21 protein-coding genes are annotated in these 23,958 nt (G+C 59.2%); 12 read left to right on the top strand and 9 right to left on the bottom strand.

The genetic code is table 11. From position 1 onward, the window contains the following. The first annotated feature begins 30 nt into the window (after positions 1–30). A complete protein-coding gene (locus GSQ77_RS16515; RefSeq protein ID WP_158903806.1) occupies positions 31–1,038 on the top strand; it encodes a GTP-binding protein in 1,008 nt (335 codons plus the stop codon). Between the two features lie 9 nt (positions 1,039–1,047). On the opposite strand, the gene GSQ77_RS16510 is transcribed toward GSQ77_RS16515, so the two are convergent. Continuing rightward, positions 1,048–1,848, bottom strand: coding sequence for a bifunctional 2-polyprenyl-6-hydroxyphenol methylase/3-demethylubiquinol 3-O-methyltransferase UbiG (locus GSQ77_RS16510; protein ID WP_254067652.1), 801 nt, complete (start codon positions 1,846–1,848; stop codon positions 1,048–1,050). Between the two features lie 149 nt (positions 1,849–1,997). Between GSQ77_RS16510 and GSQ77_RS16505 the strand changes: the two genes are divergently transcribed. Further along, positions 1,998–2,975: a cyclopropane-fatty-acyl-phospholipid synthase family protein gene (locus tag GSQ77_RS16505; protein WP_158903805.1), complete on the top strand. Its 978-nt coding sequence runs from the start codon at positions 1,998–2,000 to the stop codon at positions 2,973–2,975. A 182-nt stretch (positions 2,976–3,157) separates the two neighbouring features. On the opposite strand, the gene GSQ77_RS16500 is transcribed toward GSQ77_RS16505, so the two are convergent. From GSQ77_RS16500 to GSQ77_RS16480, 5 genes are all read right to left on the bottom strand, one after another. Next, positions 3,158–3,739, bottom strand: a complete 582-nt coding sequence (locus tag GSQ77_RS16500) for a hypothetical protein (protein WP_158903804.1) — start codon at positions 3,737–3,739, stop codon at positions 3,158–3,160. Between the two features lie 77 nt (positions 3,740–3,816). Then, entirely contained in the window at positions 3,817–4,698 is an 882-nt protein-coding gene (locus GSQ77_RS16495) for an inositol monophosphatase family protein (protein ID WP_158903803.1), read from the bottom strand. A 343-nt stretch (positions 4,699–5,041) separates the two neighbouring features. Then, positions 5,042–6,517 (bottom strand): MFS transporter, encoded by a 1,476-nt coding sequence (locus GSQ77_RS16490; RefSeq protein ID WP_158903802.1) that lies wholly within the window; start codon positions 6,515–6,517, stop codon positions 5,042–5,044. Between the two features lie 97 nt (positions 6,518–6,614). Then, the gene (locus GSQ77_RS16485) at positions 6,615–7,838 is read right to left on the bottom strand and encodes a CaiB/BaiF CoA-transferase family protein (RefSeq protein WP_158903801.1); all 1,224 of its coding nucleotides are present in this window, start codon (positions 7,836–7,838) and stop codon (positions 6,615–6,617) included. Next, on the bottom strand, positions 7,835–8,794 hold the full coding sequence (locus GSQ77_RS16480; protein WP_158903800.1) for a hydroxymethylglutaryl-CoA lyase: 960 nt from the start codon (positions 8,792–8,794) through the stop codon (positions 7,835–7,837). The genes GSQ77_RS16485 and GSQ77_RS16480 overlap by 4 nt, the downstream gene beginning before the upstream one ends. Before the next feature lie 77 nt (positions 8,795–8,871). Here GSQ77_RS16480 and GSQ77_RS16475 point away from each other — a divergent pair, with 77 nt between their 5' ends. The 3 genes from GSQ77_RS16475 (at position 8,872) to GSQ77_RS16465 (ending at position 10,412) form a co-directional block, all read left to right on the top strand. After that, entirely contained in the window at positions 8,872–9,069 is a 198-nt protein-coding gene (locus tag GSQ77_RS16475) for a hypothetical protein (RefSeq protein WP_158903799.1), read from the top strand. A 66-nt stretch (positions 9,070–9,135) separates the two neighbouring features. Beyond that, a complete protein-coding gene (locus GSQ77_RS16470) occupies positions 9,136–9,717 on the top strand; it encodes a PaaI family thioesterase (protein ID WP_158903798.1) in 582 nt (193 codons plus the stop codon). A 62-nt stretch (positions 9,718–9,779) separates the two neighbouring features. Continuing rightward, positions 9,780–10,412 (top strand): flavin reductase family protein, encoded by a 633-nt coding sequence (locus tag GSQ77_RS16465; RefSeq protein ID WP_158903797.1) that lies wholly within the window; start codon positions 9,780–9,782, stop codon positions 10,410–10,412. 22 nt (positions 10,413–10,434) lie between these two features. On the opposite strand, the gene GSQ77_RS16460 is transcribed toward GSQ77_RS16465, so the two are convergent. Beyond that, complete coding sequence (locus GSQ77_RS16460; RefSeq protein WP_158903796.1) at positions 10,435–11,397, bottom strand: hypothetical protein; 963 nt, start codon at positions 11,395–11,397, stop codon at positions 10,435–10,437. 255 nt (positions 11,398–11,652) lie between these two features. Between GSQ77_RS16460 and GSQ77_RS16455 the strand changes: the two genes are divergently transcribed. Next, positions 11,653–12,531: a DUF296 domain-containing protein gene (locus GSQ77_RS16455; RefSeq protein WP_158903795.1), complete on the top strand. Its 879-nt coding sequence runs from the start codon at positions 11,653–11,655 to the stop codon at positions 12,529–12,531. A gap of 4 nt (positions 12,532–12,535) precedes the next feature. On the opposite strand, the gene zwf is transcribed toward GSQ77_RS16455, so the two are convergent. Beyond that, the gene (gene zwf, locus GSQ77_RS16450) at positions 12,536–14,011 is read right to left on the bottom strand and encodes a glucose-6-phosphate dehydrogenase (protein ID WP_158903794.1); all 1,476 of its coding nucleotides are present in this window, start codon (positions 14,009–14,011) and stop codon (positions 12,536–12,538) included. Between the two features lie 304 nt (positions 14,012–14,315). Here zwf and GSQ77_RS16445 point away from each other — a divergent pair, with 304 nt between their 5' ends. The 6 genes from GSQ77_RS16445 to GSQ77_RS16420 all read left to right on the top strand — a co-directional run bounded on the left by GSQ77_RS16445 (position 14,316) and on the right by GSQ77_RS16420 (position 23,026). Continuing rightward, a complete protein-coding gene (locus GSQ77_RS16445) occupies positions 14,316–15,320 on the top strand; it encodes an LLM class flavin-dependent oxidoreductase (protein WP_158903793.1) in 1,005 nt (334 codons plus the stop codon). A 444-nt stretch (positions 15,321–15,764) separates the two neighbouring features. After that, the gene (locus tag GSQ77_RS16440; RefSeq protein WP_158903792.1) at positions 15,765–19,328 is read left to right on the top strand and encodes a response regulator; all 3,564 of its coding nucleotides are present in this window, start codon (positions 15,765–15,767) and stop codon (positions 19,326–19,328) included. Continuing rightward, positions 19,328–20,149 carry a protein-glutamate O-methyltransferase CheR gene (locus GSQ77_RS16435; protein ID WP_158903791.1) on the top strand — a complete coding sequence of 274 codons (822 nt, stop codon included), beginning with the start codon at positions 19,328–19,330 and terminating at the stop codon, positions 20,147–20,149. The genes GSQ77_RS16440 and GSQ77_RS16435 overlap by 1 nt, the downstream gene beginning before the upstream one ends. Positions 20,150–20,172: 23 nt before the next feature. Continuing rightward, positions 20,173–20,757: a chemotaxis protein CheB gene (locus tag GSQ77_RS16430; RefSeq protein ID WP_158903790.1), complete on the top strand. Its 585-nt coding sequence runs from the start codon at positions 20,173–20,175 to the stop codon at positions 20,755–20,757. Next, entirely contained in the window at positions 20,757–21,962 is a 1,206-nt protein-coding gene (locus GSQ77_RS16425; RefSeq protein ID WP_158903789.1) for a hybrid sensor histidine kinase/response regulator, read from the top strand. Before GSQ77_RS16430 ends, GSQ77_RS16425 begins: the two co-directional genes overlap by 1 nt. Positions 21,963–22,057: 95 nt before the next feature. Further along, positions 22,058–23,026 (top strand): GlxA family transcriptional regulator, encoded by a 969-nt coding sequence (locus GSQ77_RS16420; RefSeq protein ID WP_158903788.1) that lies wholly within the window; start codon positions 22,058–22,060, stop codon positions 23,024–23,026. A gap of 47 nt (positions 23,027–23,073) precedes the next feature. On the opposite strand, the gene GSQ77_RS16415 is transcribed toward GSQ77_RS16420, so the two are convergent. Further along, positions 23,074–23,955 (bottom strand): alpha/beta hydrolase, encoded by an 882-nt coding sequence (locus GSQ77_RS16415; RefSeq protein WP_158903787.1) that lies wholly within the window; start codon positions 23,953–23,955, stop codon positions 23,074–23,076. Positions 23,956–23,958: the final 3 nt, after the last annotated feature.

The following is a 23,958-nucleotide window of genomic DNA, read 5'->3' as shown; positions in this document are numbered from 1 at the left end:
GTTCGAGCGCACCCCTTACAGGAGATTGCAATGCAAGATGCAGACGGACTTCAGCGCATCCCGACCACCATCCTCACCGGCTTCCTCGGCGCCGGAAAGACGACGCTCCTCAACCGCATCCTTACAGAACATCACGGTGGCCGAATCGCAGTCATCGAAAACGAGTTCGGCGAGGCGGGCATCGATAACGAGTTGTTGGTGCAGGACGGTAACGAACAGATCGTTGAAATGAACAATGGCTGCATATGTTGCACGGTACGTGGTGACCTGGTGCGCATTCTCTCGACGCTCGCTGAACGACGGGAAGCGGGCGAGTTGACGTTTGAGCGTGTCATCATCGAGACAACGGGACTTGCCGATCCGGCGCCCGTCGCGCAAACGTTTTTTGTTGACGATGTCGTGCAGGAGAAGTATCTGCTCGATGCCATCGTGACGGTGGTCGACGCGCGGCATGGCGGCGACCAGCTTGACGAACATCACGAAGCGCAGGAGCAGGTCGGATTCGCGGACCGTATCCTCGTGTCCAAGATGGACCTCGTAGGCGAAGAAGCGGCGCAGCAACTGATGCGCCGGCTGCGGCAGATGAATCCGCGCGCGACGATCAGACCCGTACATTTCGGCGAGACTGAACTGAAACAGTTATTGGACATTCGGAGTTTCGATCTGGATGCGATCATCGACATCGAGCCCGATTTCCTTGAAGACGTCTCGCATGAGCATGACGACGACGTGACGTCCTTCGTCTATCGGACTACGGCGCCGTTGGATCGCGACAAACTCGCGGCGTTCTTCAGCGCGACGGTCGCCATACACGGCACCGCGATGTTGCGCTACAAGGGCATGCTGAACCTGGCGGGTGTGGAGGAACGCGCGGTGTTCCAGGGCGTACACATGATTTTTGGCGCGGACCTTGGCAAGCGATGGGGCGCGGACGAAACGCGCGAAACCCGCATCGTCTTCATCGGCAAGCAACTGCCGGCGCAGATTTTCAAGGCGGGGCTCGATAACTGCATTTACGACGGTGGGCCGGGATCGTGACTGATTTATTTAACCCCGTGCCTGTGCAAGAAAGATGATTGATGCGGGCTTACCCGTTCTGGGGTCCAGAGGTTCATGCAACCCGCTTAGGGTGAGTCCACTAGCCGAAAAAAGTTCGAACCACGCGTGCAACGTCCGGAAGTACCAAGGTGGGGCATCGCTGAACGTTTCGTTGAATCCTGCCCAGGAACCCGTTCGCCAACCGTCGACGTAGGGAAGGTCGCCGCATGAAACGACCGGATGCATGGTTTGAATAAGCAAGGTTCCGTTCGGTTGAAGCAAGCTTGGAATGCTCCGCAACAGACCCTCCACCGACTCTTTTCCCAGTAGCGAAAAATTGCAGATCACGGCATCGGCTCGAAGTTCGAGTTGTCCCGCGGCGATCTCTTCGTATGACAAGACTCTGCAGTCGATTACACCGGCTTGCTGCGCGGCGAGCACTAGCGCCGGTACGACATCCACTGCGGTTACCTTGATGCCGCTTTGGAGTAACGCGAGGGCGAGCCAGCCTTCGCCGCAACCGAGATCGAGCGCGGTGTGCGGCTGGCATGCCAGTATCGCGTCCAGGATTGCGCGGTCGGTGACCAATCGACGGCTTTCGATTTCTGCGCCGCGTACTGCATTCACCCAAGGCAACGCATTGTGCTTCCATGAGTCGATTATCTTGCCATCGCTCAGAGGTTCGATGCTCATCATTTCTTCCATCGTTGATGTCCGTTTCAACCTATAGGTATCGCCGCATGTCCCATGCAGCATCGCTTGCATCGGCTGGTTGCTCGACGAATCAAGATGCCATTCGTCGATCGACACGTGGGCGTATCCGATCAACGTGGAACCCCGTTAATGAGATATCGATCCAGTATAGTCGGACGCTGAAATTAGACGCCGATATGGGATGCCTTTGTGTGGTTCGCGTCAAACTGCTTCGAATCCCGACCACGTTTTCTTGAGGTAGAAGAATGAGTCAGCAAGCCGATGAACACCAGCCCCAAGCCGCGATTCACGAGCGGCTGATTTCTCACGGTGTCGTTCCACGCAAGGGTCATGAAGATCTACTAGCATCCATTAAATTACGGCTGCGCCAGATGGGCGATCTTCCCGATGCCACAGTCGACCAGCAAATTCGCTTGTTGGAGGATCTGTCCTCCTTCGAACTCGGGCGGTTTTTGCTTGAAAATCGTGGTCTGAACGCGTACTGGACGCACCGGTTGGTAACCTATCGTCAAGATGCGGCGTTCGCAGATCCGATTTCCGATCTCGAGTGCCGAATATTCGAGGAGTTGCCGGGGGTACTGGCGACTCGGGAGCGTTTCGGAATCTTTCGCGAGCAGTTGCGAAAGCGGCTGAGGTCGGGGCTTGCTTTGGCTTCCATTCCGTGTGGGCTGATGGGTGAGTTGCTGCTGCTGGACTACGACCAGCATCGGGATATCTCGTTGGTCGGGGTGGATCTGGACCAGCATGCATTGACCGGGGCGTTCGCGCTGGCGAAAGAGCGTGGGTTGGCGCACCACGTGTCGCTGCGTTGCGAGGACGCGTGGGCGCCAAGTCTGACAGGGCAGATCGATGTCCTGGCAAGCAACGGCCTCAACATCTATGAACCGGACGACGCGCGCGTAACGGCGTTATATCGTTCGTTTTTTGACACGCTGAAAGCGGGCGGTACGCTGATCACGAGCTTCCTGACGCCGCCGCCCACCCTGTGCGCAGAATCGCCGTGGAATTTGGCCGAGATCGACCCGGGGTCGCTGCTGCTTCAGCACTTGCTGTTCGTGCGCATCATTGACGCGAAATGGAGTGCGTTCCGTACCCATGCACAAACCATGACTCAACTTGAGGATGCGGGTTTTGTTGATATCACGTTCATTGATGATCGCGCTCGCATGTTTCCGACTGTAATAGCACGGAAGCCATCTCGATCGCCAAGTGGTTTGTCATGAATTCGTCACGCAGTGGTGCGATGATCTAAGCATCAAATCGACCGCAAGATAAGGCGGATGCACGACCCCGTAACGTGCTGCAGTAATACCAAGCCTCACCGGTCCGCCGGGCGAGGCTTTCTTTTTGGTCGATCGCAGCCACGCGACCGACCTAGCCGACACGCTTCGTGCTATCGATCTTGTTACCGTGGCTCCAGACGCTGCGATACCACTTCAACCCGATATTTCTCGGGCATGGGTCTTTGATTCCCTGCGCGAAAGGCAAGGTAATACGCGACGGGCGCGGCCAATAGTCCCATTGCCGTGAGATAAAGCGCAGGGGCAGCAAGAATATCCAACCACTTGATCAGATAGGTGCATACCACAGGCGCGGTTCCGCCGAAGATGGCAGTCGGCACAGTGAATCCGATCGTCATACCGAGAGCCTTCCAGTTTTCTTCGAATAGACCCGCCAGCACGATAAAGATCGTGCCAAAGATCAGTCCTTCCATGACGGCAAATGCGGATTGCACAAATAGCAATGACAAATAGGCGCCGCTCTGCAACACAGAAAATAGCGGATAGCTGCTGGCCAGCAACCCGATGATTCCTGTGAACAAAAGTCTTGAAGCATTAATCCGGCGCGTTGCATAACCCGTGCAAAAAATTGAAATGGCCAGGACCGTTAAACCGATTAGATTAGTCCCGTGGGCATCTTGACTCGAAACACCGAGGTAACTGTGCAGATAGTTCGGCAGCCAATAAAAGACCGTGTAGAAGTGCATCTCGAGACCTGGGCTGTATAAAGAGTGTTTGACTTGTTGATGGAAAAACTCATAACGTGGCTCCCTTGAGGTAATTTTTATTGATGGCTTGTTTGCTGCAATTGGAGGAACCGGCTTCGCAAATCATAAGGAGCGAAGAAACTTCGAATCTCCTCAATCGCGGCGCGGTCGGGAGCCATGACAAGTCCTTGCCTGAATTGAGTGAATTGGTACGGTTGACCGTCCCAATGACAGAAAGTACCGCCGCCCTCGGCGTATGCGAGGAGCGCCGCCGCATCATCCCAAGGGGTGCTCCAGTAGGGGCAGCATCGAAAGTGCATTTGCGGCACGGTTTCTGTGAGACCGAAATAAGTACCTGACGTTAAAAGGCGCGGCGCGGCAAAGCCGGAAATTGGATTGCATTCGATTGACGGCAAAGCGGCTTGAAACTTGGCGCGTTCTTCCGGTAGCTTGTGCCAAACCCTTTGCCCAATAGTGCCTTTGGCTTCACGCAGAGGTACCGATGCAAGGGCATGGAGCTTCTTGCCGTTCAACCATGCGCCGCCACCTTTTTCCGCGGTCAGGGTTTCGCCGGACAGAGGATGATGGACAAACCCAGCAATGATTTCATTTTTCTCTATCAACGAAACCATCGTAAAAAAGCCGCTCCGGCCTTCCGCGAAGTGTTTCGTACCGTCTACCGGGTCGATCACGAATACCGGTCTACCCTCGGCAAAGCGACCAACAATGGAAGGATTCCGGAAACATGCTTCTTCACCGACGACAAGTGCGCCGGGGAGCATATCGGTAAGTCGTTCAGTCAGGATTCTTTCGACCTCTTCATCTGCAGCAGTGACGAGGTCGTCAGCTTGCTTGTACGCTATTTCGTCCGCACGCAACCTGCCGAAGCGCGGCACAATTTCTTGCTGGGCAACCTCCTCGATCAGGGTGATAACTTTTTGTATGTCGAGTTTAGACATCAGATTTTCCTTCAAGATTTTCTTTGAAGCGGACGACGGTACGGCCATGGCTTGCAAAATGGCTTAACGGAGAGGCTAAGGGATTTTATTTTTAGGAAGGGTGGTGCGAAGAAAACGAGACCTTGTTACCCAAGATTTTTCGAGCCGCTACCGCGAGACGAAACGAAACCCCCCCGCGTCTATATCACGGATTTGTATCGATGATATATAGAGGTAGGGAGGGCGGATCAAACTCCTAAGTGCGGGTCGCTTAGCTTCACAGATCAGATGCTAACGAGGAGGGCCCAAAGGAGCAGCCCGCCATACATTCCGGGTCGACGAGCAGTTGCTCGGTCTATTCAAATCAACGTGAAATATCTTCCAAAGCAACATCTCGAGTGCGCGGCCCAAATACCCCGATCGCAATCATGACGACGATCATCGCCCCCGAGATAAAGATAAACACGCCCTGCACGCCGAATTCCCTCAAGCACGCGGCGATGATAAACGCCGAGAACACCGCCGACATCCGGCTCCATGAATAGACGAAGCCCACAGCGCGAGCCCGGATACTGGTCGGAAACAGTTCAGCCTGATACGCGTGATAGCTATACGAAATGATGTTCCCGGCCAAGACCAAACACACACCGAGGCTGATAAGCATTACCGTTTCACGCGCCTGACTAAAGCACAAACCACACACCACGTTGACTGCGGCCATGCAAACAATCACCGTCTTACGCTCGATCCGATCGCCGATCCACAGGCCGATCAACGGCCCCAGCGGCGCCGCAATCGCGATGATCGCGGCGTACATCAAGCTGGTCGTAACAGTAATCCCTTGCTTGATAAGCAGTGTCGGAATCCAGTTGGCAAAACCGTAATAACCCATCGTCTGGAACACATGAAACACGATCAACATGAGCGTGCGTTTGCGATAGGGCGCAACCCACATCGCGCTGAAATTGGCGCGCGGGCGCACGGGTTCCGGCGCGGCGGGCGTAGGCAGCGGTTTGCCGTAATCGCGTTCGACGGCGGCTTCGATCTCGCTCATTACCCGGTCGGCTTCCTCTACGCGGCCTTGCTGCGCCAACCAGCGCGGGCTTTCCGGCAAGCGGCGCCGAATCCACCAGATCACGATCGCGCCGACCGCGCCGATCAGCACCACGCAACGCCATCCGTCCAGGCCGAACACCATGCGCGGCACCAGCAAATAGGAGAGAAACGCAACCACCGGTACGGCCGAAAAGCCCACCGCCTGTGAACAGGCCGAGGCACGACCACGGATATGTTTAGGTACGAGTTCGACAATATAAGTGCCTATCGTGACGATCTCGACACCGATGCCGACCCCGGCGATGAAGCGCCAGATATTCAAGCCCAACGCGGTATCTTGAAACGCCATGATGACATTGGCGACCGTGTACCACAGCAGCGAATAAGTGAAGATGGCGCGGCGGCCAAAACGGTCGGCAAGAAAGCCGCAGCCGGCCGTGCCGACGAACAGGCCGGCAAACAATGCCGCAATGAACGTCGCCGCACCGGTCGTGCCGAACAGGCCATGCGTGGTCGCGCTCAGTATGCCGCTCTTGACCAGACCCGGCGCGACATAACCGGTGAACAACAAATCGTACAACTCGAAGAACATCCCCAGGCTGAGCAGCATCACCAGTCGCCAGACAGAACGCGTGGCGGGCAACCGATCCAGGCGCGCCGAAATGCTGCCAGCGGTCAATGTCCGTACCTCGGGAGCCGTCGTCGCCCGTGGGAGGTGACTCGGTATGGCAGGTGCGAGAGCACCGCCAATTTCCGAAGAATAAATGCCGTGCTCTTGAGTCATGTTGTCTCCTGATGATTCGGTCTTGTGCCGATTGATTAGTTGTGCGATGTAGTACGGGATATTTCGGGTATTGCGGTGCCTTGGTCGCCTACGTCACCTACGCAGTGGGTTCGTCGAGCTTGAGCACGCCATGGGCGGCAAGGTCCGCGATTTGCGCGTCGGTATAGCCCAGTGCATGCATGACGTCGTGGGTGTGCTCCCCGATCTTCGGTATCGGCCGGCGCGGTTGCAGCCGATTGCCATCGAGCGAGATCGGTAGCAGCGGCATCGCGGTCGAGCTGCCGTCCTCCAGCTCCAATTGCGCCAACCCGCCGCTTGCCAGCAGGTGCGGGTCGTCGAAGAGTTGCTCGGGGCGCGTAATCGCCGCAAAAGGAATGGCGAGGTCCTCGAATTGACGGGCCAGCACTTCGCCCTCCAGGCGCACGAGTGTGGTGCGCAGCTCATCGATCAACCAGCCGCGCGCGAGCACTCGGTCGTTGTTGGTCGCAAGACGTGGGTCGGCGAGCAAGTCGAGGCGGCCGATCACTTCGCACAAAGTCTTCCATTGCCCGTCGCCGGTCGCGGCGATGAACATCTGCTCCTGCTGCGCCAGCTCGAACACGTCGTAAATGCCCCAGGCGCTGATGCGTTCCGGCATCGGTGCGGCGGCTTTGCCGGTGACGGCGAACTGTTGCATATGCTGGGCCGACAGCAGCACGCAATTTTCGAACAGCGCGCTCTGCACTTCTTTGCCGCTTTCGCTCGAGTTGCGCTCATGCAGCGCCGCCAGCACGCCGATGGCGCCGAACATGCCGCCCATGATGTCGTTGACCGAACTGCCCGCGCGCAAGGGCCGCCCGGAAGGTCCCGTCATATAGGCGAGGCCCGCCATCATCTGTACCACTTCGTCGAGGGCGAGCCGCTTCTCGTACGGGCCGCTAAGAAACCCCTTGTGCGAGACATAGATGAGCTTCGGGTTGCGTAAGCGCAGCGTGGCGTAATCCAGACCAAGCTCCGCCATGCGGCCCGGCTTGAAGTTCTCGATGAAGACGTCGGCGGTATCGATCAGCTTGAGCAGCGCGTCGAGGCCGGCGGTTTCGTGGACGTCGAGCGCCACGCTTTTCTTGTTGCGATTGAAGGTGCGGAAAAAGCCGGCGCCGGCGCCCAGCAGGCGGCGCGTGCCATCGCCCTTGATCGGCTCGATCTTGATGACCTCGGCGCCGAGGTCGCCCAAGATCATGCCGCAGGTGGGGCCCATCACCATATGCGTCAGTTCGATGACCCGGACGCCTTCAAGCGGCAGGCGATCGGTCTTGGGCGTAGCGTTCGATGTTGCGCTCATGCTGTGATTCCTTTAGGTTCGCGCTGCGCGCCGGCGAAATAATCCGGCAGACCGGCTCGTGCAATAAAGCCGTATAACGGCTCGCCGGGCAGCGCTTGTTCAAGAATGGCCCGCATTTCGATGAGGCGCGGCAGGTCGATGCCGGTTCGATACCCCATGCTTTCCAGCATGAAGATCAAATCTTCGGCCACCACATTGCCGGTTGCGCCGGGCGCATGCGGACAGCCGCCCAGGCCTGCGAGCGAAGCGTCGAATTCGCGAATGCCGCGTTGCAAGGCGATCACGGTATTGGCGAGACCCATGCCACGTGTGTCATGAAAGTGCAGGCTGGTGAGCTTACCCGCGGCGACCGTTCTGACCGCGTCGATCACGTCGCCCACCTGAGCGGGCGTGGCATGCCCGGTGGTGTCGGCAAGCGCAATCACATCGGCGCCTGCGGCTACCGCCAGACGGACGATCTCGCAGACGTCGGCCAACTCGACCTCGCCCTGCAGCGTACAACCAAAGACAGTCGACAAACCGGCCACGATGCGAGTTGTGCACGCGGTGCCCGCGCTGTCACGCAGTTCGACGATCTTGTGGAATTCGTCGATCATCGCTTGCGGCGTTTTGCGCACGTTAGCCATGCTGTGTGCCGCGCTGACCGAAATCGGCGCGACGATTTTATGCACGCCCGATGCCAGCGCTTTCTCCGCGCCTTTGAGGTTCGGCACCAGCGCGGTGACGATCAAGCCGGGCAGGCTTAGGGCATGCGCGATGACGGCATCGGCATCGGCCATTTGCGGCAGTAGCCTGGCGGGCACGAAGGACGCCACTTCCATGTGGCGCACGCCAGCGGCGTAGGCCGCATCGATCCAACGTTGCTTGACGGCGGTAGGAATGGTGCGCGCGATGCTCTGGGCACCGTCGCGCAAACCGACTTCCTGAACCGTTACATGCGAGCTCTGTACTGTCATGGGCGTGGGGGCGGGCTGGGTTCTAGAAGTCGTTAGAGTGCCGCATCGCTTGAAGCGCGCGCAAGCAGTGTTCAGCGATGGACTCCGTCTCGTTTCAAGATGGGCCGTCAGGCGTGCTGGGCGGGGCGCTGCGGGGTGTGTGGGTTAACGCCTACGGGTCTTCGCGCGGTATCGGGACCCTAGGCTTGACGCATCTATCAATGATCGACATCATGAATGCGGCTTGGGGCCGCAGCGTTTCACGAGGCGTCGGCATGCAGGACGCACTGCACTGAGGGCCGCCAGCAGTCATCAGCGGTCACAGTGGCGAGTTTGGAATTCAATCGATTACGGAGAGGAAGATGGAATCAGCAGCGGACGCAAGCCAGCGATGGGAGGCCGAGGAGGCTGCCGTTCGGGCGCGCAATGCGAGCGGCGGCCAGTCGGGACCCGGCGTTGCCCGGTATGAGCAGGTAGCCGGCAAATCGGGCCTGGAAGTCTTCGAGGGCATCTTTGCCGGCGAATTGCCGTTTCCGCCGATCGGCGACACGATGGATTTCATCGCGGTACACGTCGAAAAAGGCAAGGCGGTTTTTCAGGGACGTCCGTCCGAGCGCTTTTACAATCCGCTAGGGACCGTTCATGGCGGGTGGTTCGCGGCCATGCTCGATTCGGCGGTGGGTTGTGCGGTTCACTCGGCGTTGCCGGCCGGAAAAAGTTATACGACGCTGGAGCTGAAGGTGAACATGATCCGTGCGCTGACCAAGGCCGTGCCGCTAGTGCGGGCCGAAGGCAGCGTGATTCACGTGGGTGGCCAGGTTGCCACTGCGCAAGCGCGGCTGGTAGGCCCTGATGGCAAACTCTATGCCCATGCGACCACGACGTGCCTGGTTTTCGATTTTCCAGCGACGAAAGCTAAGCAGGCCGACCCGCCGCCGAAGTAGCGCATGGCACGTCCTCCGCAATTCATTGCGCTCGCGTGCGAGCGCATCATCAGGTAAGCGACATGTCCAACGAGCAACATTTTTATGAGCCTGCCAACGGGCACGGCCTGCCGCACGATCCGTTCAATGCCATTGTTGGTCCGCGTCCGATCGGCTGGATCGCTTCGCGTTCAGGTGCGGGCGTGTTGAACTTGGCGCCCTACAGTTTTTTCAACGGATTTAATTACACGCCGCCTATCATCGGTTTTTCCAGCGTCGGCCGTAAGGATAGCGTGACCAATGTCGAAGAGACTGGCGAATTCGTCTGGAATCTAGCGACCCGTCCGTTGGCCGAAGCGATGAATCGCAGTTGCGCCGCGGCCCCACCCGAGATCGATGAGTTTGCGCTGGCGGGCCTGACGCCGGAGCCTGGGCGTATTGTGAATGTGCCACGTGTGGCGGAGAGCCCGGTTGCGTTCGAATGCCGCTGTACCCAGATCATAAAGCTGCAAAGTGCCAGCGGCGCCGAAGTCAATACGTGGCTGGTGCTCGGCGAAGTGGTTGGCGTGCATATCGCCAAGAGTCTGCTCAAAGACGGCATCTACGATACTGCGGCGGCACAGCCTATCCTGCGAGGCGGGGGGCCGGCGGATTACTTCGAGATCACAGCCGATACGCTGTTTCGCATGAGGCGGCCGTCCTACCCCCAAGTATAAAAACGCGACAACGTGATGAGACTCAGGCGGTGGTCTCGATCAGGTTACCCACAGCGCTGACGCCCGGCGTGGCAGTGAAGCCCGGGCTAAAGTTGCGCATCAAGGTCTGCAAGAATGCTTGCAGTGTGGGCGCGCCGGCATACGCTGCCTGGTTGCTGGCCGGACCTGATGCGGTGGCGAGCAGGTTCTGGTAATTGGCCCGCAAAGTCGCAAGCGCGTCGTTGCTGGCCACTGTCGAATCGATCGGCCCGTTCGCCTGGTGGGCCAAAGAGGCGAGCTTGAAACCTGTTTGGTCGTAGCCGCCTCGAAATGCCGTCATGCTCGGGTCGATGGCGGCCGGTGGATTGACGCTGCGCACAGCATCGGTCGTAATGGTTTCGAGCGAGCTGACATGGGTGTACGTTATCGGCGACACGGCTTGGTACAGCGCGCCCGCGAGCGCCATGACCGCTTCGGCGGCTATAGGAGTGAGTTGCGTACTGGCTACCGTGAGGTTGGTCTGCTGGGCGGAGGCCGTCGGTAATGCGGTGGACGAGGTGGTCGACGGGTTGGCTAAGGAGGTGACCAGCGAGGCGACCAATGAAGCGCTCGATGAGGTGGCGTCGGATGTCGCCCCCGCAGCATCCACGGCCGTCGTGAATGGCGTCGCGTCGGTGAACAAAGGCGTGGTACCTGTCGCAAGCGCGGTAGTCGGAATGCCGGAGTCACCGGTCGTGGCGTCGGTCTGTGAGCTTGCCGAAATCCCGGGGATACGCTCGGCCAAATTGAATTGCACGAGCGTTTGCTCAATGGCTTTCAATAGCGCGTTGTCGTGCGTGAGATCGGCAATCCGCGTGGCCGAGATCGCGTTCGTTTGCGCTATGGCGGCGTTTGTCTGGCTCGCAGCCGCCGACGCAGCGGCGCTCACGCTCGTGGCCTGCTGCAACGGTTGCGGTGCCGGCAGACGGGTCAAAGCATCATTGGACGAAATCGGGCTTATTTCCACGCTAACTCCTTGAAACGGAGCGATTTTCGACTCTCTGCGTGCACCACGTGTGTGGCCTCAAGAGAGCGGTTTTGAAGAGCGATCCCGAAGAGCCACCGCGAAAATCGAATCGATCCGGTTCGACCGAGTTCGGCATCGTTAGTTCGAAGACACAGGCTTTCCCCACTGTGCACGTTGGGGCCTGGGATGGCACTATATGCGACGAGCATGCTGGCCGTGGGTTGCCGGCAGCCATTCCATCGAGGTGATCGCGTCATGGACGTTGCACGCAGTGTCAAGCAACCGGGGCCGCCTGCGGCACGGAGAGTTCAAGCCGTCGAAGGCCGTTGCAGCTCATTGGAAGTCTTGCTGGAGCCGGGCTTGACCTTGCTGGAGGCCGTGCGTCGACCGCTTGCCGCATTCGGTTGCAGCAGTGCGGCGGTGGACCTGAAAGGCGGCGCGCTGGGGCCTTTTAGCTATTTCCTGCCGGCCTATTCGGAAACGCCGGAGCACGCAGCGTTCTATAGCCAGCCCTTCAGTGGTGACGGCGTCAGCGCGCTCAAGGCCGCGCGCGGCACCTTCGGCATACGTGACGGCAGCCCGCTGTTGCACTGCCACGCCATCTGGTCGCAGCACGGCACGGCACGTGGCGGCCATCTGCTGACGACGGAAGCTATTGTGGCCGAGCCGATCAAAGCACGGATCTGGTCGCTGGACGGTGTTGGCTTCGAAGCGCATCCCGATGCGGAAACCAATTTCACCTTGTTTGGGCCGGTGGCGCAGCCGTCGACCTTGCCAATTTCCGACCGACCCCGATCGAAGCGCTGCTTTGCCCTACGTCTATTGCCTAATCAGGACATCTGCACGGCGCTGGAGGACTTTTGCCGCAGCGAGGGGATTTCCGCGGCCGTAGTACGGGGCGGCGTGGCGAGCATCATCGGCGCGATTTTCGAAGACGGCAGCAGCGTGACATCGGAAGTCACCGAAATGTTGATCTGCACCGGAACCATCGCTGTCCGATCGCACGGTGCAACACATGCCACGCTGGATGTCGAGCTGGTCGATCATAAGGGGGAAGTGGCGGCGGGCCGCCTCATGCGCGGCGCCAATCCCATTCTGATCACGGCCGAGATCGTGTTGGAAGTACTGGCCTGACCTCTCAAGCTTCCTCAGACCACACCAAACCTTCCCGACCCATGAGCGCCGTCGCGGCCGCCGGGCCGAACGTGCCGGCATTGTAATGACGAGGCGGGTCGCGCAGTTCTTTCCAGCCTTCCAGTATCGGTTCCACCCAGGTCCATGCCGCTTCCAGTTCGTCGCGGCGCATGAAGTGCGTCAGGCGTCCGCGTATCACGTCGATCAACAAGCGCTCATAGGCTTCGGCACGCCGCGTCGTGAAGGCGCGCTGCAGGTCCAGGCACAGGTTGACGGGGCGCATATGCATGCCGCTGCCGGGTTCTTTCGCCATCATCTGCAAGCTGATCGATTCCTCGGGCTGCAACTGGATAACGAGCCGGTTGGAGCAATTGTGCGGGCCGCATGGAATAATCGAAAACGGCAGGTCGGCGAATTCGATCACGATTTCGGAGAGCCGGTTTTGCATCCGTTTTCCGGTGCGCAGGAAAAACGGCACGTTGGCCCAGCGCCAGTTGTTGATCTGCGCGCGCAGCGCGACGAAGGTCTCCGTGTTGCTGTGAGGCGGAACCTTGGCTTCCTCGAGATACCCCTTGACCGCTTCGCCCGCGACGGCCCCGGCTGAGTATTGACCGCGTACGGTGTCGCGTGTGATATCCGCCAGCGACATCGTACGCAACGAGCGCAATACCTTGAGTTTTTCATCGCGTACGGCGTCCGGATCGAGCGAAACCGGTGGCTCCATCGCGACGATGCACAGCAGTTGCAGCAAATGATTCTGGACCATATCGCGCATGGCCCCGGTTTGGTCGTAAAACCCCGCTCGACTGCCCACACCGACCGATTCCGCCACTGTAATTTGCACGCTCTTGATATAGGGCGCTTGCCACAGCGGCCCGAAGATCGCGTTGCCAAAGCGCAGCACCATCAAATTCTGGACGGTTTCCTTGCCCAGATAGTGGTCGATGCGATAGATCTGCCGCTCCGCAAAATGCCTGCCTACCGCTACGTTGATCGCTTGTGCCGATGCCAGATCGTGGCCGAGCGGCTTTTCCAGCACCACGCGCGATTGCTCGTCGATCAGGCCGGCTTCGGCGAGGCTATCGCAGATGGTCGTGAACAGGTCGGGCGCGGTGGCAAGATAGAAAACGCGTAGCACCTGAGGCCGGGACGCGGCCGCCAAGCGCGCGAAATCGGCTGGCGAGGTCACATCGATCCGCACGTACTCGAACAGAGCGAGAAAGCTTTCCCACGCTTGGGGTTCGAGCGCCGCCGCCTCGACGAATGGGCGCGACTGCGTTTGCATGAAACCGAGGTATTCATCGCGCGACCAGTCTTGCCGGCCCACCGCGAGGATTTTGGTCTGCGGCGGCAAGTTGCCATGCAAGTGGGCCATATAAAGTGCGGGCAGCAGCTTGCGGGCGGCAAGATCGCCGCCGCCGCCGAAGATGATCATGTCGAGTGGCGACTCTGAAGGCGCCGATGCAGTTGAATTCGTCATGTGGTCGATGCTCGTTAAGTAGGCGAAACCCGGAACACCGATGGTAACCCGGGACTAAGTCAGATGCGATCATCGGGGGCATTTTGCGCTATCCGGAATGCGTTTGGGTAGCTTGGGCGTCGCCAGCGGCGATCTCCGCACTCGGGCACAATCGGAGTTTTCTCAGGCACTGAGCTCGGCGCCCTCAGCTCGGCTCATTCGGCTCGGCGCATCCAGCTCCGCATTCAACTCCGCGCATTTAGCTCCGTGCATTGAGCTTTATTACTCAGCTCCTCGCGCTCAGCTCATTGCACTCAGGTTACCGATGATTCCATTTTCTGTATTAGACCTCTGCCCGGTTCCTGTAGGCGCTACCGCCGCCCAGGCCTTACACAATACGCGCGATCTGGCCCAGCATGCCGAGCGGCTCGGTTATTGCCGCTACTGGCTGGCGGAGCATCACAACATGCCGGGTATCGCCAGCGCCGCGACCTCGGTCGTCATCGGTCATGTGGCCGCCGGCACGTCCACCATCCGCGTCGGCTCCGGTGGGGTGATGCTGCCCAACCATGCTCCGCTGGTGATTGCGGAACAGTTCGGCACGCTGGCCTCGCTATTTCCGGGGCGCATCGACCTCGGCCTGGGCCGCGCGCCCGGCACCGACCAAGCTACGGCGCGCGCATTGCGCCGTGACTTGCAGGCAAGCGCCGAATCGTTTCCGGAGGATGTGCTCGAATTGCAGCGGCTGTTTGGCGAGGTCGAGCCGGGGCAACACATACGCGCGGTGCCGGGAGCCGGGTTGCGGGTGCCGATCTGGCTGCTCGGCTCCAGCCTGTTCAGCGCGCAGTTGGCGGCGGCGCTAGGCTTGCCGTTCGCGTTCGCCTCTCATTTCGCGCCGGATCAATTGATGTCCGCGCTGCACGTGTACCGCACGCGGTTCCAGCCTTCGGCTCAGCTTGAAAAGCCGCATGCAATGGTCGGAGTGAACGTGTTTGCGGCCGATACCGATGCTCAGGCACACCGGCTATTCACGTCGCTGCAGCAGCAATTCGTCAATTTACGGCGCGGCATACCGGGCCTGTTGCAGCCACCGGTCGAGCATCTGGAGATATCGGAAATGGAGCGTGCAGGCGTTGCGCAGGCGCTGGCGTTTTCTGTAGTGGGCTCGCCCGAGACTGTGGAACAAGGGTTGGCGGAAGTGATCGAGCGCACCGGCGCGGACGAATTGATGGTGACCGCGCAAATTTACGACCATTCGGCGCGGCTGCACTCGTTTGACATCGTTGCGCAAGCGCGAGATGCGTTGGCGCGAAAAACGCCCGCGGCGTGAGAGGCGGAGGTTGTGGCCGTGACCTGAGGCAACAAGAGAGAGCGCAAGATAAAGCGCAAAATAAAGCGCCCACTTCGAACTAAATCGTTTTTCACAGTCAAATATATCTTCACTCGTCGATTCGGTAGTAATTACCGAAGCGCATTTATATTTTCACCGTAGATATCGGTATTAATTACCGAATCGCATTTAAATCGCCCAGCCCGAGATTCTCAATCGATCTCGGGCTGGGCGTGCTTTGTATCGGGCAAATGAGCGGGCAAATGTTTTCGCCCGGTTTTAAATCAGGCACGGTTATGATGCGGTTCCTGTAAGCTGGCGCGCTGCAGGAGACGGAAGCTAAGGAAGGGCGCCAAGGAAGAAAGCCAAAAACGAGAGCAAAGAAGCAAAAACTAGCCCCAAGCCAAAAATTTCGCCATTGCTGCCCTAATGAGTTTGGAAAAAATGACCGGCCAAAGCATTCACGATCAGACGAATTTCCGCCGTATTCTGCGACGCAATATCGTTTTCCCAGTGATCCTCGGCTTCTTCAGCGCGGCCGTTTTCGTCGGTTTGATTCTTTATCTGCTATCCGTGCTGGCGTGGGTCGACCACAGCGAACGCGTTATCGGCGCCGCAACCGAAATCAGCAAATTAGCCAGCGACGAGGAAACCGGGGTGCGCGGTTTCCTAATTACAGGCGACGAGACCTTTCTCGCGCCGTACAACATTGGCCATGCCAAGCTGTCGACCCAATTGGCCGACCTGATGGTGCTGGTTAGCGACAACCCGCCGCAAGTCGAGCGGCTCGAACGTATACGCGCGCTGCAAAATCAATGGGATGTTTTTGCCCAGGAGATGATAAATCTGCGGCGGCACAATGGCGACTACGTAGATTCCATTCGGTCGGGGCGCGGCAAGGTGGAAACCGACGAAGTCCGACGCGAGTTGGGGGACTTCTTCGACGTCGAGTTGCGTTTGCGCCAGGAGCGTTACCTCGCCGCGCATAGTGTCACTACCATTACCGTGGCGATGTTCCTGCTCCTGAGCCTGGGGATCAGTGGTTTGCTGGCACTGTTCGGGCGCCGCGAATTGATGCGCCTTTCACAGACCTACAGCGTGGCATTGGAGCAGCAAAGAAAGCATGCCGAGGCCTTGGCGGAACAGGGCTGGCTGCGCGCGGGGCAGAGCGAGTTGGCTGACCAGAGCATCGGCCAACTGGCGCTTATGCCGCTGGGGCGCGCCATACTGGAGTTCCTGGCCGGGCGTCTGGGCGTGATGGTTGGCGCTATGTATGTGCGCGAAGCGGACGGTACGTTGCGCCGCTTCGCGTCCTATGGATTCAGCCAGGAGAGTGAGCGAGTCGATCAGTCGTTCGCCGTCAACGAAGGCCTGGTGGGCCAGAGCGCTGCGGAAAAACGTCTGATCCGCCTGGACAGCGTGCCCGAACACTACGTGAAGGTAACGTCCGGCTTGGGCGAAGCGCCGCCGAGGCACGTCGTCATGGTGCCGCTCGATAGCGATGGGCGGGTGAATGGCGTGCTGGAACTCGGTTTTGTCCGACCGATCGCCGATCGCGATATCGAGTTCCTGTTGCTGGTCGCCGATAACATCGGCGCTTCGATCGAAGGCGCGCTTTATCGCCAACGCTTGCAGGACATACTCGCCGAGACCCAGCAGCTCAACGAGGAACTGCAGGTGCAGCAGGAGGAACTGCGCACGGCCAATGAGGAACTGGAAGCGCAGTCGCGCATTCTCGAGGAATCGCAGGTAAGCCTCGAGAACCAAAAGGCCGAGTTGGAACAAACCAACGAGCAACTGGCCGATCAGGCCGTGACGCTGGACCAGAAGAACAGTGCACTGAACCAGATCCAGATCGAGTTGGAGGAGCGCGCCCGTGACTTGCAGCGCGCGAGCCAATACAAGTCGGAGTTCCTGGCCAATATGTCGCACGAGTTGCGCACGCCGTTGAACAGTTCGCTGATCCTGGCCAAGCTGTTATCGGAAAATCCCACCGGCAACCTCAGTGGCGAGCAGGTCAAGTTCGCGCAGACCATCTACTCGGCCGGCAACGACCTGCTGAACCTGATCAACGACATCCTGGATATTTCCAAAGTCGAGGCGGGCAAGTTGGAGCTGGCGCCGGACGATGTGAATCTGGGCAAACTGGCGGACTCGATTAGGCTAACGTTCGAGCCGCTCGCGGTTCAAAAGAATCTGGCTTTGACGGTGGAGATCGACGCCGGCGCGCCGCAGTCGATTTTTTCCGATCGCCAGCGCTTGGAGCAGATTTTGAAAAACCTGCTCTCCAACGCGATCAAATTTACCGAGACGGGCAAGATCGCGCTGACAATCGGGCACAGCGGCGCGCATGGCGTGAGTTTTGCGGTTCGGGATTCGGGCATCGGCATCGCGTCGGACCAGCAGGACATCATTTTCGAAGCGTTCCGGCAAGCGGACGGCACAACCAGCCGGCGCTACGGGGGTACTGGGCTGGGGCTTTCGATCTCGCGCGATTTGGCCGCACTATTGGGCGGCTCGATCGCTGTGAGCAGTGCACCGGGCGAGGGCAGCACATTTACGCTGATCTTGCCGCAGCATTGGTCGGAAACGGCATCGCCGGCCGCCGTTGCGGCAAGCGCCGGTGGTGTTGCCGTGGTGGCATCCCCGGCTTCCGCAGGCTCCCCGGCCTCTCCGGCTTCAATAGCGGCCCACTCAAATTTGGCGAGCGTGACTATGGCCACGCCGACAGGCCTTGCCGCCGCACACGCCGAGTCAGCGGCATCCGAGCACATGCTGGGCGTGCCCGCATTTCCGGATGACCGCGACGCCGACCTATCGACGGCGCGCACGGTTCTGGTCATCGAAGACGAAACCGATTTCGCGCAGATCCTCTTCGAGCTTGCCCACGAGATGCGCTACCACTGCCTGGTTGCGCACAACGCCGAGGACGGCCTGCATTTGGCAGCGCAATTTCGCCCCGACGCGATCCTGCTCGACATGCGCCTGCCCGACCGCTCCGGGCTGAGCGTGTTGCAGCAACTGAAGGAAAAGGCGCACACCCGGCATATCCCGGTGCATGTCGTGTCAGCGGCCGACCGTACCGAAACGGCGATGCATCTGGGCGCGGTCGGCTACGCAATCAAGCCGACGACGCGCGAGCAACTGCGCGTGGTGTTTCGCAAGCTCGAAGAAAAATTCACACAAAAGATGAAGCGCGTACTGCTGGTCGAAGACGATGCGCGCCAGCGCGAAAGCGTGGTGCAACTGATCGGCGACGACGATATCGAAATCATGGCAGTGGAGTCAGGGGAAGAGGCGTTGAACCTGCTGCGCACGACCGTCTTCGACTGCATGATTATCGATTTGAAATTGCCGGATATGCAGGGCCGCGAATTGCTGCAGCGCATGAGCAGTGAACATATCGTCGCCTTTCCGCCGGCCATCGTCTACACAGGACGCAATCTGACGCGCGACGAAGAAGCCGATCTGCTTAGATATTCGCGCTCCATCATCATCAAGGGCGCGCGTTCGCCCGAACGCCTGCTCGATGAAGTCACGCTATTCCTGCACAAGGTGGAGTCGGAACTCTCGTTGGAACGCCAAGCGATGCTCAAAACCGCACGCAACCGCGATCGATTCTTCGAAGGGCGTCGCATTCTGCTGGTCGACGACGACGTACGGAATATTTTTGCGCTGACGAGTGCGCTGGAGCAAAAGGGCGTCGAGGTCGAAATCGGTCGCGACGGCTTCGAAGCGATCAGCAAGCTCGATGAAGTGGCCGATATCGATCTGGTTGTGATGGACGTCATGATGCCAGGCCTGGATGGATTGGAAGCCACGCGGCGTATCCGGCGCGACCCCCGCTTCGAGAAACTGCCCATCATTGCGATAACCGCAAAGGCGATGAAGGACGATCAGGAGCAGTGCCTGAAGGCGGGTGCGTCCGACTACCTCGCCAAACCGATCGATCTTGACCGCCTGTATTCGCTCTTGCGCGTGTGGATGCCGAGTATGGAACGCATTTGATGATTTCGCCCACCAACACCGACATCGAGTTGCGCTTGTTGATGGAGGCGATCTACCTGAAGTACAGCCACGACTTTCGCAACTACTCGGGCGCTTCGCAAAAGCGCCGGGTGCTGTACGCCTTGGGTCAGCTTAACTGCGCGACGATCTCGGCTTTGCAGGAACGTGTGCTGCACGAGCCGACCATGTTCATGCAGTTGCTGCAGTATTTGACGATACCCGTGAGCGAGATGTTTCGCGATCCGGAGTTTTTTCTCGCCTTGCGCCAGCAGGCGGTGCCATTGCTGCGCACTTATGCATCGCTGAAAATATGGGTGGCGGGCTGTAGTACCGGCGAAGAAGTGTACTCGCTGGCGATCCTGCTCAAGGAAGAAGGGTTGCTGGAACGGTCTATGATCTATGCAACCGACATCAATCCGCAATCGCTGGAAAAGGCCAAGCGCGGCGTGTTCCCGGTGGACAGCGTGCGCCGGTACACCCAGAGCTACCAGAAGGCCGGTGGTAAAAGGGCGTTTTCCGACTATTACACGGCCGCCTACGATGCGGCCCTGTTCGACCGCTCGCTATGCGAAAACGTCACGTTTGCCGATCATAGCCTCGCCACCGACAGCGTGTTCGCCGAAACGCATCTGATTTGCTGTCGCAACGTGCTGATCTATTTCAACAAGACGTTGCAGGACCGCGCACTGGGCTTGTTCCATGAGTCATTGTGCCATCGAGGTTTTCTTGGCCTGGGAGCCAAAGAAAGTATCGATTTTTCGGCTTATTCGACGCGGTTTGAAACACTGGCCAAGCCGGAGCGGCTATTTCGCAAACTATAGTGCAACCCCTCATGCAACAGCTCATGCCAGCCATTTCGCACGGACCGTTTGAAGCCATCGTCATCGGGGCTTCGGCGGGGGGCATCGACGCCTTGCTGGCGATCCTGCGCGACTTGCCCGCTTCGTTTGGTCCGCCGATCCTGGTGGTCTTGCATTTGGCTGAGGACAGGGAGAGCCGGCTAACGGAAGTGTTCAGATCGCATGTGGCGCTGCCGGTGCGCGAAGCGCTCGACAAGACCGCGATCGAGCGCGGCACCGTGCACTTTGCCTGCGCGGGGTATCACCTGCTGGTGGAACGTGACCATACCTTGTCGTTGAGCTGCGAGCCGCCGGTGCATTATTCGCGCCCTTCGATCGATATCCTGATGGAATCGGCTGCCGATGTTTATGGCGCGGGGCTGCTCGGGATACTATTGACGGGAGCCAACCGGGACGGCGCGTGCGGATTGGCTCGCGTCAAGCAGATGGGCGGCTACACGGTAGTACAGGACCCGCGGGAGGCGCAGGTGGCGACCATGCCGCAGGCAGCCATCGATTACTCAAGGCCGGATTTGATTTTGTCATTGAACGAGATTCATACGTTGTTGCTGACTCTGGAGAAGCATTAATGTCGAGCGAAAACAGCACCAAGCTGCTGATCGTTGACGATCTGCCGGAAAACCTGCGCGCGCTCAACGCGATCATCCAACAGGACGGTCGCACGGTTTATCAAGCGTCCTCAGGCGAGGCAGCGCTTGCCCTTTTGCTCGAGCATGAGTTTGCACTGGCGATTCTCGACGTGCAGATGCCGGGCATGGACGGGTTCGAGTTGGCCGAATTGATGCGCGGTACGGAAAAGACTCGCCATATTCCCATTGTGTTCGTCAGCGCTGCCGGCCGCGAATTGAATTACGCCTTCAAGGGTTACGAAACGGGGGCGGTCGATTTCCTGTACAAGCCCCTGGACGTGGGGGCGGTGAAGAGCAAGGTGAATGTGTTCGTCTCGCTCTACCAGCAACGTCATGAAACCCGCAGGCAAGTCGCGGCATTGGAAAAAAGCCGCCAGGAGCAGGAGACCTTGCTGCAGGAATTGCATGCGACGCAGGCCGAATTGCAGCGCTCGGTACAGATGCGTGACGAGTTCATGTCGATGGTGGCGCACGAGTTGCGTACTCCGCTCAACACGCTGTTCCTGGAAGCACAAGTGCGCAAGATGCAGCTCGATCGGCACAACCTGGATGCGTTCAACGAAGACAATCTGAACAAAATGGTGGCGCGCGACGGTCGCCAGATCCAAAGCATGATACGTCTGATCGACGATATGCTCGATGTATCGCGCATGCGCAGCGGCAGGCTATCGATACGGCCCAAGCAGACGGATCTGTCGGTGTTGCTTGAGCGCATCGTGAGTGATCTGGCGCATCAAGCCGGCGCGCAGGGCAGCACCATCGCACTGACGGCGCAGCCTCATGTGATCGGCTTGTGGGACGCGTTTCGGATCGAGCAGGTGGTGGCGAATTTGCTCAACAACGCCTTGCGCTACGGTCAGAAAAACCCCATCGAAGTGACGCTGACGGCGGACGCGCATCAGGCGCGTATCGATGTGCGCGATTACGGCGTGGGTATTTCGAGTACCGATCAGCAGCGTATTTTCAATGCCTTCGAACGCGGCGCGAACAACGATACGCCCGGTGGTCTTGGCCTCGGTCTCTACATCACAAAGCAACTGACCGAAGCGCACCAGGGCGAAATTGTGGTGCTCAGCAGCCTGGGCGAGGGCGCGTTGTTCAGCGTCAGTTTGCCGCTGGTGGCGACTTACACCGATGCCGGGTAGGCGTTCAAGCTGGCGAGGCTTGCTACAATCGAACTAGGCCTGGGCAAGCCGACATCCGAATACCGATTACTACTTGCTGCGGAGGAAACCGACCGATGCGAACTGTCGCGCTCATTATTTTCGCGCAGGTGCAGGCGCTCGACGTGGTGGGTCCGCTCGATGTGCTGATTGAAGCCAATAACTTCGTCGAGGCTGGCGAGGGTTATGACGTGACGCTGGTTGGGACCGAAGCCGGCGCTATCCGTGCCTCGAACGGGATGCGGTTGACGGCGGATCTCGTACTGGAAGACGCGCGGCCCAGCTACGACATGCTGCTTGTCGCCGGCGGCCCCGCGCTTCCCGAAGCCGCTCGCGATGCGCGGCTATGCGACTGGCTGGTCGACATGGCGCCGCGTTGCCGCCGCTACGGCTCGATCTGTACCGGCGCCTTCCTGCTCGGCCACGCCGGTTTGCTCGACGGCAAGACAGTCACCACGCATTGGCAAAACGCACCGCGGCTGGCCGAATTATTTCCCGCCGCGCAGGTGGAGTTCGATCGAATCTATATTCGCGACGGTGCGCTGCTGACTTCGGCGGGGGTGACAGCCGGCATCGATCTGACCTTGGCGCTGGTCGCGCAGGATCACGGCGCCGAGGTCGCACTTGCGGTGGCCAAGCGGCTGGTGGTCGTGGCGCAGCGCCAGGGTGGGCAGTCGCAATTCAGCCCTTTGCTGGTCGCACCGAAAGATACGGATTCGCCCGTCGCGAAAGTGCAAGCGCATGTTATGGCGCATATTCGCGAAACCCATTCGGTGGAAAAGTTGGCCGAGGTCGCGGGCATGAGCGCGCGTAATTTTGCCCGCGTGTTCGTGCAGGAAGCCAAGGTGACACCCGCCGAATTCATCGAGCGGGTGCGCGTCGACGCCGCTCGCAATCGGTTGGAGGCCAGCGATCTGGCATTGAAGGCGGTCGCTTACGAAAGCGGTTTCGGCAGCGCCGACCGGATGCGCATCGTGTTTACGAAGCGCCTGGGCGTGTCGCCGGGCCAGTATCGGGCGAGTTTTCGCACGGCTGATCCGGCTTAAGCAGGTGGCTTAGATGTGCGGCTCAGGTACGTGCTCAGATACATAAATCAGCTACATAAGCTAACTCGCGACGATGTCATCCAGGTGCGGTCGGCGAAGGCCCAGCGCGCCATGTCGCTTACCAGCGCGCTCATCAGGATGCCTGATGGTTGTGCCAAATCGTCGAGTACCGAGAAGTGCGTGCCGTTGTCAACCGTGACGTACCGAACCGTTTCGCCGGCGTTCTGAGCTGCGGTCGCATATTCACTCGCATGCCGCACGAGTTCGGGCAGTTCTGCCGCACCCACAGCGACGGTCATCGGTGCGCCTTTACCGATGTGTCGCAAGGGGCTGTATGCGTCGATCTCGTGCGGCGTGAGATTCAGCTTTTCGTTTAGCCACGACAGGCTAATCGGTTCCAAATCGACCAATGGACTGATCGGCATCGCGTGCGTGATCAGAGGGTGCGACCGATGCACCGCGCTCAGATGGCCGCCCGCCGAATGCCCGCTTAGGCAGACGGGCCCGCGGCCGACTACCAGTCGGTCGTGATTCCCCGCCAAGTGATCGAGCAGACTGCCGATTTCATCGACGATCTGTGTCATCGACGCCTGCGGTGCGAGGGTATATTCGGCAAGCACGACATTGAACCCATGCGCGAGGGGCCCCTGCGCAACGAACGCGAGATCCTCCTTGTTAAGCCCCTGCCAGTAGCCGCCGTGGATGAAAATCCAGGTTGGCGCATTGAGGTTCTGACTGGGGAACACGTCGAAACGTTGACGTGATTGTTGACCATAACGGAGGTCCCGCTGACATGCGGCCGTCTCATAGAACTGTGCGCTGCGCGCCTTGAAACCTGCATAGACGGCAGCGAAATCGGGGATCGCTTGCGTGTTGTTGTACGCCACATTCAGTGCGGCTTGGTCCATTCCGCGGTAAGGCATCGTCATCTT

It is taken from the genome of Burkholderia sp. L27(2015), assembly GCF_009765705.1.
Classification (GTDB): Bacteria; Pseudomonadota; Gammaproteobacteria; order Burkholderiales; family Burkholderiaceae; genus LMUX01.
The sequence above is the reverse complement of the archived record's forward strand: the minus strand, read 5'-3'. Positions and strand labels throughout refer to the sequence as shown.

Coding starts and splice junctions, on each gene's coding strand:
- GSQ77_RS16515 (WP_158903806.1), top strand. CDS start 31: ATGCAAGATGCAGACGGACTTCAGCGCATCCCGACCACCATCCTCACC.
- GSQ77_RS16505 (WP_158903805.1), top strand. CDS start 1,998: ATGAGTCAGCAAGCCGATGAACACCAGCCCCAAGCCGCGATTCACGAG.
- GSQ77_RS16500 (WP_158903804.1), bottom strand. CDS start 3,739: ATGCACTTCTACACGGTCTTTTATTGGCTGCCGAACTATCTGCACAGT.
- GSQ77_RS16495 (WP_158903803.1), bottom strand. CDS start 4,698: ATGTCTAAACTCGACATACAAAAAGTTATCACCCTGATCGAGGAGGTT.
- GSQ77_RS16490 (WP_158903802.1), bottom strand. CDS start 6,517: ATGACTCAAGAGCACGGCATTTATTCTTCGGAAATTGGCGGTGCTCTC.
- GSQ77_RS16485 (WP_158903801.1), bottom strand. CDS start 7,838: ATGAGCGCAACATCGAACGCTACGCCCAAGACCGATCGCCTGCCGCTT.
- GSQ77_RS16480 (WP_158903800.1), bottom strand. CDS start 8,794: ATGACAGTACAGAGCTCGCATGTAACGGTTCAGGAAGTCGGTTTGCGC.
- GSQ77_RS16475 (WP_158903799.1), top strand. CDS start 8,872: ATGGACTCCGTCTCGTTTCAAGATGGGCCGTCAGGCGTGCTGGGCGGG.
- GSQ77_RS16470 (WP_158903798.1), top strand. CDS start 9,136: ATGGAATCAGCAGCGGACGCAAGCCAGCGATGGGAGGCCGAGGAGGCT.
- GSQ77_RS16465 (WP_158903797.1), top strand. CDS start 9,780: ATGTCCAACGAGCAACATTTTTATGAGCCTGCCAACGGGCACGGCCTG.
- GSQ77_RS16455 (WP_158903795.1), top strand. CDS start 11,653: ATGGACGTTGCACGCAGTGTCAAGCAACCGGGGCCGCCTGCGGCACGG.
- zwf (WP_158903794.1), bottom strand. CDS start 14,011: ATGACGAATTCAACTGCATCGGCGCCTTCAGAGTCGCCACTCGACATG.
- GSQ77_RS16445 (WP_158903793.1), top strand. CDS start 14,316: ATGATTCCATTTTCTGTATTAGACCTCTGCCCGGTTCCTGTAGGCGCT.
- GSQ77_RS16440 (WP_158903792.1), top strand. CDS start 15,765: ATGACCGGCCAAAGCATTCACGATCAGACGAATTTCCGCCGTATTCTG.
- GSQ77_RS16435 (WP_158903791.1), top strand. CDS start 19,328: ATGATTTCGCCCACCAACACCGACATCGAGTTGCGCTTGTTGATGGAG.
- GSQ77_RS16430 (WP_158903790.1), top strand. CDS start 20,173: ATGCCAGCCATTTCGCACGGACCGTTTGAAGCCATCGTCATCGGGGCT.
- GSQ77_RS16425 (WP_158903789.1), top strand. CDS start 20,757: ATGTCGAGCGAAAACAGCACCAAGCTGCTGATCGTTGACGATCTGCCG.
- GSQ77_RS16420 (WP_158903788.1), top strand. CDS start 22,058: ATGCGAACTGTCGCGCTCATTATTTTCGCGCAGGTGCAGGCGCTCGAC.
- GSQ77_RS16415 (WP_158903787.1), bottom strand. CDS start 23,955: ATGACGATGCCTTACCGCGGAATGGACCAAGCCGCACTGAATGTGGCG.